The sequence below is a fragment of the Streptomyces sp. NPDC048441 genome, assembly GCF_043200235.1.
Taxonomy (GTDB): domain Bacteria; phylum Actinomycetota; class Actinomycetes; order Streptomycetales; family Streptomycetaceae; genus Streptomyces.
In genome coordinates this window covers 1-14,507 of the sequence record NZ_JBICXM010000019.1, presented here as the reverse complement: position 1 = coordinate 14,507, position 14,507 = coordinate 1, and the positions used below count along the sequence as shown (strand labels likewise).

Annotated in this window: 11 protein-coding genes; 10 read left to right on the top strand and 1 reads right to left on the bottom strand. The window is 69.6% G+C overall.

Annotation, left to right across the window (positions count from 1 at the left end; all coding sequences use genetic code 11):
• Window positions 1-24: 24 nt before the first annotated feature.
• The 10 genes from ACGFSB_RS33940 to ACGFSB_RS33895 all read left to right on the top strand — a co-directional run bounded on the left by ACGFSB_RS33940 (window position 25) and on the right by ACGFSB_RS33895 (window position 13,974).
• Window positions 25-1,983, top strand: coding sequence for an FAD/NAD(P)-binding protein (locus ACGFSB_RS33940; RefSeq protein ID WP_393407406.1), 1,959 nt, complete (start codon window positions 25-27; stop codon window positions 1,981-1,983).
• A 34-nt stretch (window positions 1,984-2,017) separates the two neighbouring features.
• Window positions 2,018-3,418 (top strand): 3-carboxy-cis,cis-muconate cycloisomerase, encoded by a 1,401-nt coding sequence (gene pcaB / locus ACGFSB_RS33935; protein WP_393407404.1) that lies wholly within the window; start codon window positions 2,018-2,020, stop codon window positions 3,416-3,418.
• A gap of 3 nt (window positions 3,419-3,421) precedes the next feature.
• A complete protein-coding gene (locus tag ACGFSB_RS33930) occupies window positions 3,422-4,642 on the top strand; it encodes a 4-hydroxybenzoate 3-monooxygenase (protein WP_393407402.1) in 1,221 nt (406 codons plus the stop codon).
• The gene (locus tag ACGFSB_RS33925; protein WP_393407400.1) at window positions 4,630-5,592 is read left to right on the top strand and encodes a UbiA family prenyltransferase; all 963 of its coding nucleotides are present in this window, start codon (window positions 4,630-4,632) and stop codon (window positions 5,590-5,592) included. Before ACGFSB_RS33930 ends, ACGFSB_RS33925 begins: the two co-directional genes overlap by 13 nt.
• A gap of 16 nt (window positions 5,593-5,608) precedes the next feature.
• Window positions 5,609-7,225: an AMP-binding protein gene (locus ACGFSB_RS33920; RefSeq protein WP_393407398.1), complete on the top strand. Its 1,617-nt coding sequence runs from the start codon at window positions 5,609-5,611 to the stop codon at window positions 7,223-7,225.
• A 58-nt stretch (window positions 7,226-7,283) separates the two neighbouring features.
• A complete protein-coding gene (locus tag ACGFSB_RS33915) occupies window positions 7,284-8,111 on the top strand; it encodes a hypothetical protein (RefSeq protein ID WP_393407396.1) in 828 nt (275 codons plus the stop codon).
• On the top strand, window positions 8,108-9,514 hold the full coding sequence (locus tag ACGFSB_RS33910; protein ID WP_393407393.1) for an FAD-dependent oxidoreductase: 1,407 nt from the start codon (window positions 8,108-8,110) through the stop codon (window positions 9,512-9,514). Before ACGFSB_RS33915 ends, ACGFSB_RS33910 begins: the two co-directional genes overlap by 4 nt.
• 103 nt (window positions 9,515-9,617) lie before the next feature.
• Window positions 9,618-11,858 (top strand): MMPL family transporter, encoded by a 2,241-nt coding sequence (locus tag ACGFSB_RS33905; protein WP_393407391.1) that lies wholly within the window; start codon window positions 9,618-9,620, stop codon window positions 11,856-11,858.
• Between the two features lie 134 nt (window positions 11,859-11,992).
• Window positions 11,993-13,060 carry a polyprenyl synthetase family protein gene (locus ACGFSB_RS33900; protein ID WP_393407389.1) on the top strand — a complete coding sequence of 356 codons (1,068 nt, stop codon included), beginning with the start codon at window positions 11,993-11,995 and terminating at the stop codon, window positions 13,058-13,060.
• An 80-nt stretch (window positions 13,061-13,140) separates the two neighbouring features.
• Window positions 13,141-13,974, top strand: a complete 834-nt coding sequence (locus tag ACGFSB_RS33895) for an aminotransferase class IV family protein (RefSeq protein ID WP_393407386.1) — start codon at window positions 13,141-13,143, stop codon at window positions 13,972-13,974.
• Between the two features lie 76 nt (window positions 13,975-14,050).
• Here ACGFSB_RS33895 and ACGFSB_RS33890 read toward each other — a convergent pair.
• A partial coding sequence (locus ACGFSB_RS33890; protein ID WP_393407384.1) for a hypothetical protein occupies window positions 14,051-14,507 on the bottom strand: 457 nt, incomplete at its 5' end.

Below are 14,507 nucleotides of genomic sequence, written 5' to 3'. Positions count from 1 at the left end.
CCAGCAGAAGGGTGCACACCAGGCATGAGCGCAGGACACGACACGGTGTGCGTGATCGGCGCGGGACCGCGGGGACTTTCCGTACTGGAGCGGCTCTGCGCCAACGCCCGCTCCGCCGTCCCGGGCCCCACCCTCCACATCCACGTGGTCGACCCGTACCCGCCCGGATCCGGACGGGTATGGCGGACCGACCAGTCCCACCACCTGCTCATGAACACCGTGGCCGGCCAGATATCGGTGTTCACCGACGCGAGCGTGGACCTCCAGGGCCCGCTCCAACCAGGCCCGAGCCTGCACGAATGGGCCACATCGCTCCCGGCGGACGGGGCAGCGGGCCACCCCCCGGAAATCACCGAAGAGATCCGGGACCTGGGCCCCGACACCTACCCGACCCGCGCCCTGTACGGGCACTACCTCCAGTGGGCCTACCGGCGCACCATCGGCCGCAAACCCGTGGGCGTGACCGTCACCGTGCACCGGGCCCTCGCCCTCACCCTGGACGACGGCCCGGCCGCACAGGGACCCAACGGCCCCCGCCAGCAGGTGCGGCTGGACAACGGAACCCACCTCGAGGACCTCGACGCGGTGATCCTGTGCCAGGGCCACCTCCCGGCCCGCGCCGGCCTCGCCGAACAGCGCTTCGCCGCCCGAGCGGGGGAACTCGGGCTGACCCGCATAGAGCCCGCCAACCCCGCGGACGTGGACCTCGGCGACCACGCCCCGGGCACCAAGGTGATCCTGCGCGGGCTCGGCCTCAACTTCTTCGACTACATGGCCCTGCTCACCGCGGGCCGCGGCGGCACATTCACCCGGCGCGAGGGCCGGCTCCTCTACCACCGCTCCGGAAACGAGCCCCTGATCTACGCCGGATCACGCCGCGGGATCCCCTACCAGGCACGCGGCGCGAACGAGAAGGGCCCCAACGGCCGCCACGAGCCACTGCTGCTCACCACCGGACGCATCGCCGAACTACGCCGCGCCAAAGGTCCGTCCGGGGTCGACTTCACACACGACCTGTGGCCGCTGATCACCCGGGAGGTCGAGGTCGTCTACTACCGGGCGCTGCTCACCGCGCGCGGGCACACGGCCCAGGCCGACGCCTTCCAGAGCGCCTACCTGAACGCCGCGACGCACGAGCGCCACACCAGGGAGATCCTCGACGCCCACGGCATCAGCGACAAGGACCGCTGGGACTGGGAACAGCTCGCCAGGCCCTACCTGCGCCGCGAGTTCACCGGACCCGCGGACTTCACCCACTGGCTGCTCGACCACCTGCGCCAGGACCTCACGGAGGCCCAGGCCGGCAACGTCAGCGGCCCCCTCAAGGCCGCTCTCGACGTCATGCGGGACCTGCGCAACGAGATCCGTCTCGCCGTCGACCACGGCGGCCTGCACGGCGATTCGCACCGCGACGACCTCGACCGCTGGTACACCCCGCTGAACGCCTACCTGTCGATCGGCCCGCCCGCACGGCGGATCGAGGAACTGATCGCCCTCATCGAGGCCGGTGTGCTGCACATCGTCGGCCCCGGTATGCGGGTGACGGCCGACGAGAACGGATACACCGCGAGCTCCCCCCTGGTGCCCGCCTCCCACATATCGGCCCCCGTCCTCATCGAGGCACGGCTGCCCGACATCACCCTGCGCCGCACCGACGACGACCTGCTGCGCCACCTGCTCGCCACCGGGCAGTGCACCACGTACCGCATCGGCACCCCGGACGGAGGCCGGTACGAGACGGACGGAGTGGCCGTCACCCCGCGCCCCTTCCACCTGCTGGACGCCGCGGACCGCGCCCACCCGCGCCGCTTCGCCTTCGGCGTGCCCACCGAGTCCGTGCACTGGGTCACCGCGGCGGGCATCCGCCCCTGCGTCAACTCGGTGACGCTGACCGACTCCGACGCCATCGCCCGCGCAGCGCTCGCCTGCGGTACCGGGCAGCAGCTGGACGCGGCGGACGGCCTGGGCGAGACGGCCGCCTGATCCACCCATGACGAGAAAGACGTGAGGACGACAGATGCTGCTGGAATCCGGACTGCTCTCCCCGGTCTGGGCCGGTGCGCCCGGACAGGCCGCGGTGTCCGACCAGGCATGGCTCCAGGCCATGCTGGACACCGAGGCGGCGCTGAGCCGGGCGCAGGCCCGGCTCGGTACGGTCCCCGGCGACGCGGCCGACGCGATCACCCGGTCGGCGCGGGCGGAGCACCTGGACCTGGTGGCGCTGGCCGGCGAGGCACGCCAGTCCGCCAACCCCGTGGTGGCGCTGGTAAGGGAGTTCACCGCCCTCGTGGCGGACCGGCACCCGCATGCAGCCCCCTACGTACACCTGGGGTCGACCAGCCAGGACATCCTCGACACGGCGACCATGCTGGTGGCGGACCGGGCGCTGGACCTGATCCTCACCGACCTCGACCGCACGGCCGGGGCGCTGGCCGCACTCGCCGCCGAACACCGGGACACCCTCATGGCGGGCCGCACCCTGGCCCTCCACGCGGTCCCCATCACGTTCGGCCTCAAGGCCGCGGGCTGGCGCCAACTGGTCCTGGACGGCGCCCGCAAACTGACGCGGCTCCGCGAGAGCGGCCTGCCCGTCCAGCTGGGCGGAGCGGCCGGCACCCTGGCCGGCTACCTGGAACACGCCCCCGGTGCCGATCCCGCCGCGTACACCCGGGCGCTCACCGAGGCGTTCGCGGACGAACTGGGCCTGACCGCACCCCTCCTGCCGTGGCAGACCCTGCGCACGCCCGTGACGGACCTGGCCACCGCCACCGCATACGTCACCGGAGCCCTCGGGAAGATCGCGGTCGACGTGCTGTCACTGACCCGGACCGAGGTCGCCGAGATCCACGAACCGGCCCCCGCCGGACGGGGCGCCTCCTCGGCCATGCCGCACAAACGCAACCCCGTGCTCGCCACCGCCGTCCGCTCCGCCGCACTCCAGACGCCGAACCTCACCGCGACGGTCCTGACCTGCCTCATGAGCGAGGACGAACGCTCTGCCGGGGCCTGGCACGCGGAGTGGGAGCCGCTGCGCGCCCTGCTGCGGCTGACCGCGGGCGCCGCCCACCAGGCCGTCGAGCTCACCGGGCAGCTGTCGGTCGACCCGGCACGTATGCGCGCCAACACCGAACTCACCGGCGGGCAGATCGTCTCCGAGAGGGTCGCCGCCGCCCTCGCCCCGCTGATCGGCAGGGCGGCGGCCAAACAGCTGCTCGCCGAGGCATCCCGGCGGGCCGCACGCACCGGCGAGCCGCTGGCGCTGATCCTGCGCGACGACACACGGGTGCGCGACGGGCTGCCGGACGCCCGCCTCACCGATCTGTGCACCGCCGAGCACTACACCGGGGCGGCCGGTCCCCTGGTGGACCGCGCCCTGACCCGGACGCTGCCGCCACTGCCGCCGAGGAACAAGGAGTAGGCCGTGAACCGGCTCAGAACACAGATTGCCATCATCGGAGCCGGCCCCGCTGGCCTGCTGCTCTCCCACCTGCTGCACCAGCAGGGCATCGACTCCATCGTGCTGGAGCGCCGCAGCAAGCAGTACGTCGAACGGCGGGTGCGCGCCGGGCTGCTGGAGCACGGCACGGTCGAACTGCTCAGGCGGGCCTCCCTCGCCGACCGGCTCGACCGGGAAGCGCTCCGGCACGAGGGCCTCGAGCTGCGGATCGACGGCAGCAGGCACCGACTGCCGTTCCACGAACTGACCGGCCGCAGCACCTATGTGTACGGACAGCAGGAGCTGGTCAAGGACCTGATCAAAGCCCGCCATGAGGCGGGCGCCGACCTGCGGTTCGAGGTCGACGACGTCGCGCTGGACATGGCCGAGGGCGACGGTCCTTCCACCGTGCGGTGCACGCTCGACGGACACCTCACGGACATCACCTGCGACTTCGTCGCCGGCTGCGACGGATTCCACGGAGCCGCACGCCGCTCCCTCCCGGCCGGGGCGAAGCCGGCGTACGAACGCCGCTACCCCTGCGCCTGGCTGGGCATCCTCGCGGCCGCCCCGCCCGTCGCACGCGAGCTGGTCTATGCCACACACGAGCGGGGCTTCGCCCTGGCCAGTATGCGCTCCCCCCAGATCTCCCGGCTCTACCTCCAGGTGGACCCGGGAGATGCGGTGCAGGAGTGGCTGGACGACCGGATCTGGAAGGAACTGCGTGCACGCCTGGCCGTCGACGGCGAGGCGGAGCTGACGGAGGGGCCCGTCCTGGAGAAGTCACTGGTGACACTGCGCTCGTACGTGGCGGAGCCGATGCGGCACGGCTCCCTGTTCCTCGCCGGCGACGCCGCACACATCGTGCCCCCCACGGCCGCCAAGGGACTCAACTTGGCGGTGGAGGACGTCCAGGTGCTCAGCGAGGCCTTCCACGCCTGGTACGGCAGCGGCGACCGCGCCCCGATGGACGACTACTCGGACCGGCGGCTGCCGAGCATCTGGGAGGCCGAGGAATTCTCCGACTGGATGGCCGACCTGCTGCACCGGCGGCCCGACGACGAGGCGTACGCCACCCGGCTCCAGCAGGCGCGACTGGCCGCCATCGTCGATTCACCCGCCGCCGCACGGCAGTTCGCCGAGCGGTACGTGGGTATGTCCCGCAGCTTCGCGGGCAGGGGAGGGAACCGTTCATGTCAGTCCTGAGCGACCAGCACGAAGCCGTACGGCCACAAACCACCGGGGACCTCCTGCGCGGCCTGTTCCGGCTGTCGAAGATCTTCGTGTACCCGCACTACTACGGGTGGGCCATGGCCTGGCTGCTGCTCACCCCCCAGATCCGCGAACGCCCCGGCACAACGGCCGCGATGCTGCTGTTCCTGATCGGCTCGATGGGCATCGTGACCTGCACCTGCGCGGCCGACGACCTGGTCGGCTTCCGCAACGGCAGCGACGCGCAGAACTACACCAGCGGCGAGACACGGCGCAGCATCCGCGGCAAGCCGCTGCTCAGCGGGGCGGTCACCGAACGCCAGGCGGTGGCCTTCGTCGCCTCGGCCGCCGCGGTCGCCGTACTCGCAGGCACCGGCGCGTTCTGGGTACTGGACTGGCAGGCACCCCTGTGGTCCTACCTCCTGTACGGCGGCGGCCTGCTGGCCAGCGTGCAGTACTCAGCGGGGCTGCGGTTCAGCTACTACCCCGGCGGCGGGGAAACGCTGCTGTGCCTGGGAACGACGGCCGGGCTGCTCGCCCCCTACACCGCCGCGCACCGGGGCTGGTCGACGGAGGCGGTCCTGGTCGCGCTGCTGCTCGGCCTCTGGCTGGTGATGGTGAGCAGCTACTCCAACGTCAACGACGCGGCAGGGGACCGCACGGTCGGGCGCCGGACCCTGGCGGCCACCACCCCACCGGCTGTCTACAAGTCGGCGATGGCCGTGTTCTTCCTGCTGTCCACGGGGATCGTCTGCGCCCTCGCCCTGGGGACGCGCCTGCCGTGGTGGACCGCCCTGACGATGCTGCCCGCGATCGCCCTGCACCTGGCCCAGCTGCGCGAAGGGCCGCTGCGCGAACAGTGGCTCAAGGCGCGCAAGTTGGGGCTCCTCGCGTACGACGCCGGCTTCCTGGGTCTCCTCATCCCCGTCCTGACCGTTCTTTAGAAGGGTGTCACCCACCATGGCGTCGCATCGCCGCAAGCCCATCAACCTCGGACTGCTCTTCGACTGGCACGCCCAGAACAGCAAGCAGACCGAGTTCCACCTCGACCGGCCCTTCGACGTCGCCCCCGAAAAGGGCACGGTCTACAGCGGACGGGCGATCTCGGCCGAGGTCCAGGCCATCTCGGGCTGGCTCCAGGCAGCGGGGCTGCGCTACGGCGACACCGTGGCGGTCGTCAAGGACAACCACTTCGACATGGTCCTGCTGGCCTCCGCCGCGGCCAGGACCGGCGTCCTGCCCGTGATGATCTCGCCGTTCGTCCCCCCGGCGCAGCTGCGGGTCATGCTGGAGCGGGCCGCCCCCAAGGTCCTCGTGACGTCGTCCGACGTCCTGGCGCGGGCGGCCAAGGAGAGCATCGAGATCGTCCCGGCCGGCGTCGGCGTGGTTGTCACCGGCGAACTCGACACCGAACTGCCGCAGGGAGCCGTCCCGCTGGCAGACCTCAGAGGAGCGGCCGACCCGGGCGTACGGCTGCGGCCGGACGACGAGCCGATGATCGTCACCCACACCTCGGGGACCACGGGAACGCCCAAACTGGTGGTGCACGCGGCCGGCACCAGCCTCGGCAGGTTCTCCTTCCAGCTGGAGTCCAAGCGGATACCCGGCATCACCTCGGGCCGAGGCGACGTGGTCGCGGGCTGCTTCTCGTACGTCCACAACCGGCTGCTGTCGTGGACGAACGGCCAGCTCTCGCTGGCCCCCCGCAAGACCGTGATCATGTCCGACCCGGATCTGGACAACGTGGCCGAGGTCCTCGCCACCCACCGGCCCACCTCGCTCGAGGCCCTGCCGAACATGTTCCAGCGCTGGGAGGAGCTGGCCGACAGCAGGCCGGAACTGTTCGCCCAAGTACTCAGGTACAACAGCACGTTCGACGCGGTCCACCGGCGGACCATCCGCACGTTCCTCGACGTGTCGCGCGCCCGCTTCCCGATCTGGGCGACCGGCCACGGCCAGTCCGAGATCGCCGGGATCTCGATGAACGTCTTCACCCGCCGCCAGGCCCGCAACTGGCAGGGCTTCCGCGACGGATCAAACGTCGGCTGGCCGCCCGCCGCCCCGGTGAAGGTGGTGGACCCGGTCACCGGGCGGCGCAAGAAGCGCGGCGAGACCGGCCTGCTCATGGTCGCGGGCAAGGCCCGCTGCCTGACCTACATGGGCGAGCCCGAGCGCTACCTGGAGAAGGTCGAAGGCAAGTGGTGGAACACCGGTGACCTCGGCCGCCGGGACCGGCTCGGCCGGATCCGCACCCTGGACCGCGAGGTCGACCTGGTCCCCGGACTGAGCAGCATCGAACTGGAGAGCCTGCTCCTGGACCGGCTGCGGCGGGCCCACGAGGTGGTCGTGCTCGGCGCGCAGGAGGGCCCCCCGGTGCCGGTGCTGTCCATGCGCGACAACCAGATCACGCCCGAGGAGTGGCAGCGGGCGACAACCGGGCTGCCGGAACTCGCCCAGCCGCACCTGGTGCCGTGGGAGGACCTGCCCCGCACCGCCACCTGGAAGGTCCGACGGCACGAGCTGCGCGAGATGGTCCTCGGCTCGGACCGGACGTTCGGCACAGGCCGATGGACCTGACCCGGCCCCCGCTCCCCACCCCCCGCGGCCGATTCCCCCTGGACGAAGGAAGACGACAATGATCGACGAATACCTGCGGTGGCTGCCGGACGCCATCATCCCGTGGCCGGACGTCGTACCGGTCACCATCCCCGAGAACTTCCGGGCACGCTGGATCTTCTGGACGCTGATGAGCCCGGCGGCGGTGGGCTGGCTCGTCGCCTACACCCTCGCCTTCCACCGCGGCCACAAGGACAAGTGCGTCGGCGTCCCGGCCCTGCTGGTGGCGGTGAACTTCGCCTGGGAATTCAACCTGTCGATCATCCTCGACCAGGACACGACACAGCGTCACATCAACTTCTCCTGGGCCCTGTTCAACATCTTCATCATCTCCCAGGTCATCCGCTGGGGACACAAGGACCACCCGAACCTGACCAGGCGAAACTTCCTGTGGGCCTTCGTCGGCATGTTCGTGTGGTCGTCCTTCATGGTGATCTACGGCACGATCGAGATCGGTGACTTCCCCGGCACGTACACCGGCACCATCATCAACATCCCACTGAGCTGGGCGTTCATCACCATGCTCAAGTCCCGTGGCTCGTCCGCCGGCCAGTCGATCTACATCGCGATCGCCAAGATGGTCGGCTCCATGGGCGCCGCGGCCACCGTGTACGCCGAATTCCCCGGGCACAACCTGTTCTTCGTCCTCTTCATCAGCGTGCACATCCTGGACGCCGTCTACATCCGGATGCTCTACGTGCAGATCCGCAAGGAGGGCCAGAGCCCCTGGGCCTGGAACCGCCCCACTGTCCCGCACTTCGCGGACACCCCCCACAAGAAGCACGCCGCGCAGGACAACCCGTCCGTGCCCACCGCCCGCACCGAGGTCCCGGAGCGCATCCAGTGAGCGAGCAGCACAAGTCGGCGGTGGTACTCGGCGGCGGGCTGACCGGCATGGTCGCCGCCGCCGTGCTCGCCCAGCACGTCGACACGGTCACGGTCATCGAACGCGACCGGCTCCCCGACACCCCGCAACAGCGCCCCGGCGTCCCGCAGGCCCGGCACACCCACACGCTGATGGACGGCGGAGCCCGCGCCCTGGACTCCCTCCTCCCCGGCTTCCTCGACCGCCTGACGGATGCCGGGGCCCACCGCAACAACCTGCCGGGCAACACGGTGATGCTCAGCCCGCAGGGCTGGATGGAGCGGTTCACATCGGACCGTTACGCCTACACGTGCAGCCGCAACCTCCTCGACTGGGTGGTGCGGGAACAGGCACTGAGCAACGAGCGCATCACCGTCGTCGAACACCACGAGGCCGACGACCTGATCGGCACCTCCGCCGCGGTCACCGGAGTACGGATCAGGAGCCGTGAGACGAAGGAGACCCGGGACCTGGGCGCCGACTTCGTGGTCGACGCCACCGGGCGCGGCTCCCGGATCGACCACTGGCTGCGCGCCCTGGGACTGCCCGAAGTCGAGGAGTCGACCATCGACTGCGGAGAGGCGTACGCCTCCCGGGTCTACCGCGCACCGGAGGGGGCCGAGAAGGGCTTCCCGATGGTCAACATCCTCGCCGACCCGACGGCCGGCGTCCCCGGGCGCGGCGTCGCACTGCTGCCCATCGAGGACGGCTGCTGGATGGTCACCCTCGGCGGCACCCGCGGCGGGGAACCGCCGACCGACGAGGAGGGCTTCCAGCACTACGTACGTCACGAGGTGCGCCACCCACTGGTCGCCGACCTGATCGCGAACGCGGAGCCGCTCGGACGCATCCACGGCAACCGCAGCTCCCGCAACCGCCGCCGGCACTTCGAGCGGCTTCCCCTCTGGCCGACCGGGCTCGTCGTGCTCGGCGACGCGGTCACCACGTTCAATCCGGTGTACGGGCACGGCATGACCGTCTCCGCACGCGGATCACTCGTGCTCCGCGCAGGGCTGCGGCGCCACGGAGCGGACCCCGCGGCCGCCTTCGCCATCCAGCAGGCCGTCGGCAAGGCCGCCGAGGACGCCTGGATGATCGCCACCACACAGGACGTGCTGTACCCGGACGCCATCGGCCCGCGCCCCACCGTCCTGGACAAGCTCCAGCGACGGCTGGTCGACCGCATGTTGCTCACCGCGACGCGCGAGCGCACCGTCGCCAGGGCGCTGGTCGGCTCCTTCACCCTGGCGACGTCCTTCACCGAACTGGCCAAGCCCGGCATCGTGCTGAGGGCACTGCGCGGCCCCGGCCGGGCCCCGCTGACCGAGCCGCCGCTCCTGCCCTGGGAAAGCCCCTACCCGCCGGGCCAGAGCACCCGTCGGTGACCGGGCCGACCGGGTGGTACCCGCGATGTCACATTCGGCACGGCCCGATCCGTCCATGAGGCAGCGGTACCTCTGATACCGCGTACTGAGGAAGGACAGGAAAATGCTTGACGGACTGGCCAGGCTCATCATCAGGCGCCGGGTCGCGGTTCTCGTGATCAGTTTGTTTCTCGCGTTGGCCGGGGGGGCAGTCAGCACATCGCTCTTCGGGAAACTGGTCGCGGGAGGCTTCGAGGACCCGAACTCCGAGTCCGGGCACGCGGTTAAGTCCCTCTCCACCACCTTCGACCAGGTACAGCCCAACATGACGGTGCTCATCACCGTCAAGGGCGACGTGGACGACCCGGCGGTCGCAGCCGAGGGCACAAAGCTCACCCGGGAACTGGGCAAGGAATCCGGCCTCGTCGACGTCACGTCGTACTGGGCGGCGGGCAAACCGTCCCAGATGAAGAGCAAGGACGGCGACAAGGCTCTGATCACCGGCACGCTGACCGGAGACGAGGCGACGTCGCAGAAACGGGCGTCGGAGCTGGCCGACGCCTACGAGGGCGAACACGCCGGTCTCGACGTGAAGTTCGGCGGCTACTCCAAGTTCCAGGCCGAACTGCTGGAGCAGGGACAGAAGGACGCCTCGACCGGAGAGGCCATCGCGATCCCGCTCACCCTGATCGTGCTGGTCTTCGTCTTCGGCAGCCTGGTCTCGGCCTCCCTGCCGCTGATCGTCGCCATCATCACGATGATGCTGACCATGGGCCTGATGTGGGTCCTGGCCGGGGTGACCGACATCGGCTCGCTGGCCGCGAGTGTCGTGACCCTGCTGGGCCTGGGACTCGCGATCGACTACAGCCTGCTCTTCGTCAACCGCTACCGGGAGGAGTTGTCCTCCGGGAAGCAGCCCGACCTGGCGCTGCGCGCGACGATGACATCGGCAGGCCGGACGGTCATCTTCTCCGCGCTCACGGTCGCGGTGGCCTCCTGCGCCATGCTCTGGTTCCCGCTGCTGGCCGTACGGTCCATGGGATACGCCGGTGCGCTGACGGCCCTGCTGGCCGGCGCCTCCGCGCTGATCGTGCTCCCCGCGGTGCTGGTCATGCTGGGCGACAAGATCGACAAGGGCCGGGTCTTCGGCCGCAAGAAACGTGCCGCCAAGGCCGCCAACCCGGGCGGCGACACCGAGAACGGGTTCTGGCACCGCCTGGCGACGCTCGTGATGCGGCGCCCGCTGCCGCTCGCCACGATCACCACACTGTTCCTGCTGCTGCTCGGCGCACCCTTCCTCGGCATCAACATCGGGATGCCGGACGAGCGGGTCATGCCGGATTCGTCGTCCGCACGCCAGGTCTCGACCGCCGTCAAGGACGACTTCCAGGGCAGCGGCCAGAACACCCTGGTGGTCGTAGCACCCAACGGCGCATCCGACGAGAAGGCCGTCACGGGATACGCCAAGCAGCTCTCCTCGCTGCCCAGCGTCGGGACGGTACTCACCTCCACCGGCAGCTACGCCAAGGGCGACCAGGTCGCCCCGGCGGGCGCGCAGTCGAAGGCCTTCGCCGCCAAGGACGCCGTCTACTTCCAGGTGTCGCCGACCAGTGACGACCCGGACGTCGCCGACAAGGCCGTCACCGAGATCAGGGACGGCAAGTCCCCGTTCGACATCCAGGTCGGCGGCATGGCGGCCACCAACAAGGACGCGGCATCAGCTCTGGTCAAGTGGCTGCCCTACGCGCTGGGTTCACTGCTGATCGTGATGCTGGCGCTGCTGTTCCTGGTCACCGGAAGCGTCCTGCTGCCGGTCATGGCCATCGTGCTCAGCCTGCTCAGCCTGACCGCGACCTTCGGCGCCCTGGTGTGGATCTTCCAGGACGGCCACCTGGCCGGCCTGTTCGGCGGCTTCACACCAACGGGCAACATCGCAGCGACGGTCCCGGTGATGCTCTTCGGCCTCGCCTTCGGCCTGGCCATGGACTACCAGGTGTTCCTGCTCTCCCGTATGCGGGAGGAGTACGAACTGACCGGTTCCCCCACCAAGGCCGTGACCCACGCCCTGGAGCGCACGGGCCGGATCGTCACCGCCGCGGCCGTCGCCATCGCGATCGTCTTCCTCGCGTTCACGGTGTCGGACATCTCGCTGGTGAAGGCGTACGGTGTCGGGCTGCCGCTCGCGGTCCTGATGGACGCGACACTGATCCGCGGCGTGCTGCTGCCCGCCATGATGCGGCTCGGCGGCAAGGCCACCTGGTGGGCCCCCGAAGGGCTCCAGCGGGTGCACGCCCGCTTCGGCCTGCGCGAGGAAGCCAGGCCGAAGACGCCGCAGCGCGACCTGGAACAGACCCCGGCGGGCTGACCCGACCGGCCCGTACTCCCTGTCAACGGCGAAGGCCGCCACCACCCGGTGGCGGCCTTCGCCGTTGCTGACTGCCCGTCAGGCCACCTTCCGACCACATGCCAAGCACGTCCTCACAACGCCAGGAGACATCTGTGTCCATCGAAATGACCACTCGTCCCGGGGGCGCTTCGGGCAGCTCCGCGCACCCCGCCACCCAGGACCTGCTGGAGCGCGTCGAACTCCACCTGCGAACCTTCCTCACGGCCGAGCGGGACATCTGGGCCCAAGTGGAGGACCGGGCCGTCGTACCCATCGACGCACTGTCCGACATGGTCGCGTCGGGCGGCAAGCGCATCCGGCCCGCGTTCTGCCTCACCGGCCACCTCGCCGGCGGCGGCAACCCCGACGCGCCCGGCGTCGTAGAGGCAGCCGCGGCCCTGGAGATGCTGCACGTCTGCGCGCTCATCCACGACGACGTGATGGACGCGTCCACGCAGCGCCGCGGCATCCCGACCGTCCACGAGAAGCACTCCGAGCACCACCGCAACCGTTCGTGGCAGGGCGAGTCACGCCGCTTCGGCGAGAGCGTGGCCATCCTCGCGGGCGACCTGGCGTTGGTCTACTCGGAGCAGCTGATGGCCACCGCCCCGCCCGCGGTCGTCCCGGCCTGGAACAAACTGCGCTCGGAGCTGATCATCGGTCAGCACATGGACGTCGCCGCGGCTGCCGAGTTCTCCGTCAACCCCCAGCTCTCCCGGTGGATCGCCCTCGCCAAGTCCGGCCACTACACCATCCACCGGCCGCTCCTGGTCGGCGCGAGCCTGGCCGACCGCAGCGACCTCGCCACCGCCTTCGAGGAGTACGGCGAGGCGATCGGCGAGGCGTTCCAACTCCGCGACGACCTGCTGGACGCCTTCGGAGAATCGACCGACACCGGCAAGCCTGCGGGCCTCGACTTCAGCCAGCACAAGATGACCCTGCTCCTGGGCTGGGCGATGCAGCGCGACGATCACATCCACGGCCTGATCACGGAGCCTGGCCACACCAGCGACGAGGTGCGCCGCCACCTGCTGGACACGGGCGTGCCCAACGACGTCGAGAAGCACATCGCCGACCTCGTGGAGCGGGGCTGCAAGGCCATATCCGAAGCGCCCATCGACGCCGTGTGGCGGGACGAACTGGCAGGCATGGCCAAGCGCGTCGCGTACCGCAACGCGTAATACGCCAAGTCAATCACCATAGAGCCGCAGAAAGTCTGAAATATTACCCCAGCCCTGCCGGTGGCTGAGAAACTGACACCATGGCTCTACTGAATGGACGCACGGCAACTGTCGAGGACTTTCAAGCACTCGGCCTTACCGGCTACGGGCACTTCACGTCCATGCGCGTGGACAACCGGCGGATACGCGGCCTCACCCTGCATCTGGACCGACTGGTCCGAGACTGCCGGCAGGTCTTCGGTGCTGAACTGGACCCGAAGCTGATCCTCTCCCAACTGAAGGAAGCCATAGACGGCATAGACGGCATAGACGGCACCACAGGATCGTTCGTGGTCCGGGTGACAGTCTTCGATCCGGACTTCGACATGGGGCGCCCTGACCGGGCCACCAACCCCCAGATCCTGATAACCCATCGACCTGCCGCAGCTCTGCCGTTGCCTCCCCTGCGGGTCAAATCCTTCCCGTACACGCGCGATGTGGCCGAGGTGAAGCACCTTGGCCTGTTCGGCGCACTCCACCACCGACGCGCCGCCCTGCTCGACGGCTACGACGACGCGCTGTTCGTGGGCGCGAACGGCCGAATCTCCGAGGGCAGCACCTGGAATGTCGGCTTCGTCGATGGCAACGGCACCGTCCTGTGGCCCGAGGGAGACGTGCTGCCCGGCGTTTCGATGGCCTTGCTCCAGCAGCAATCCGAGTGCATGGTGACCAGCGTCCACCTGGACCAACTCGACGCCATGCAGGCCGCCTTCGCTACCAATACCACCATTGGCATCAGGCCGATCAGCGTCATCGACACCCTCACATTTCCCAGCGAGCACCCCGTACTCAACACCCTGCGGCAGACGTTTCTCAGCCTTCCCGGTGATCGGGTCTGTACGGACAGAGAGCCGACGACTGGGCACTGGGCCTGACCGGACCAAGGAGGAGGCTGGACGGTTCCTGCGGACTGCCCGAGGCCAAGACCTTGATCACGCACGACCGGCGCGGTCACCGCAGCATCAACGGGCAGTTCGGGCTGAAAGCGCCGGCTGACGTCGTCCACCCAAGCGCAAGCTCTACCTCCACCACGGGATCACCTTTACCGTTCGGCCGGGCGGTGGGCCGGGCGATCCTGCGGGTCATGAGCGTGATCGCGGCAAGGATGAGCATCGCTTCGGCGTGCTCGACGGGAAGCCCAGCAGACGGCATTGGTCGCTTTGAGCGTAGCCCTGGGGCTGACGGCTGGGCAGCCTTTTGATGGCCCGTCGCTTCACGGGTGAATCGTGTCTGATCTGGCGGGGAACGTGACCTGGGATTGAACACTAGGTGCCGGGCTAGGCGTTGAGTCAGATGGAACGTGACCAGGTTCGGCTTCACCAACTCCAACGTCGGCCCCACCACGAGAACCCGCCCACCCGCCGCCACCCGATTCGCCACCTCGACCGCAAGCCGCGTCTTACCCGTC

Coding starts and splice junctions, on each gene's coding strand:
- ACGFSB_RS33940 (WP_393407406.1), top strand. CDS start 25: ATGAGCGCAGGACACGACACGGTGTGCGTGATCGGCGCGGGACCGCGG.
- pcaB (WP_393407404.1), top strand. CDS start 2,018: ATGCTGCTGGAATCCGGACTGCTCTCCCCGGTCTGGGCCGGTGCGCCC.
- ACGFSB_RS33925 (WP_393407400.1), top strand. CDS start 4,630: ATGTCAGTCCTGAGCGACCAGCACGAAGCCGTACGGCCACAAACCACC.
- ACGFSB_RS33920 (WP_393407398.1), top strand. CDS start 5,609: ATGGCGTCGCATCGCCGCAAGCCCATCAACCTCGGACTGCTCTTCGAC.
- ACGFSB_RS33915 (WP_393407396.1), top strand. CDS start 7,284: ATGATCGACGAATACCTGCGGTGGCTGCCGGACGCCATCATCCCGTGG.
- ACGFSB_RS33905 (WP_393407391.1), top strand. CDS start 9,618: ATGCTTGACGGACTGGCCAGGCTCATCATCAGGCGCCGGGTCGCGGTT.
- ACGFSB_RS33895 (WP_393407386.1), top strand. CDS start 13,141: ATGGCTCTACTGAATGGACGCACGGCAACTGTCGAGGACTTTCAAGCA.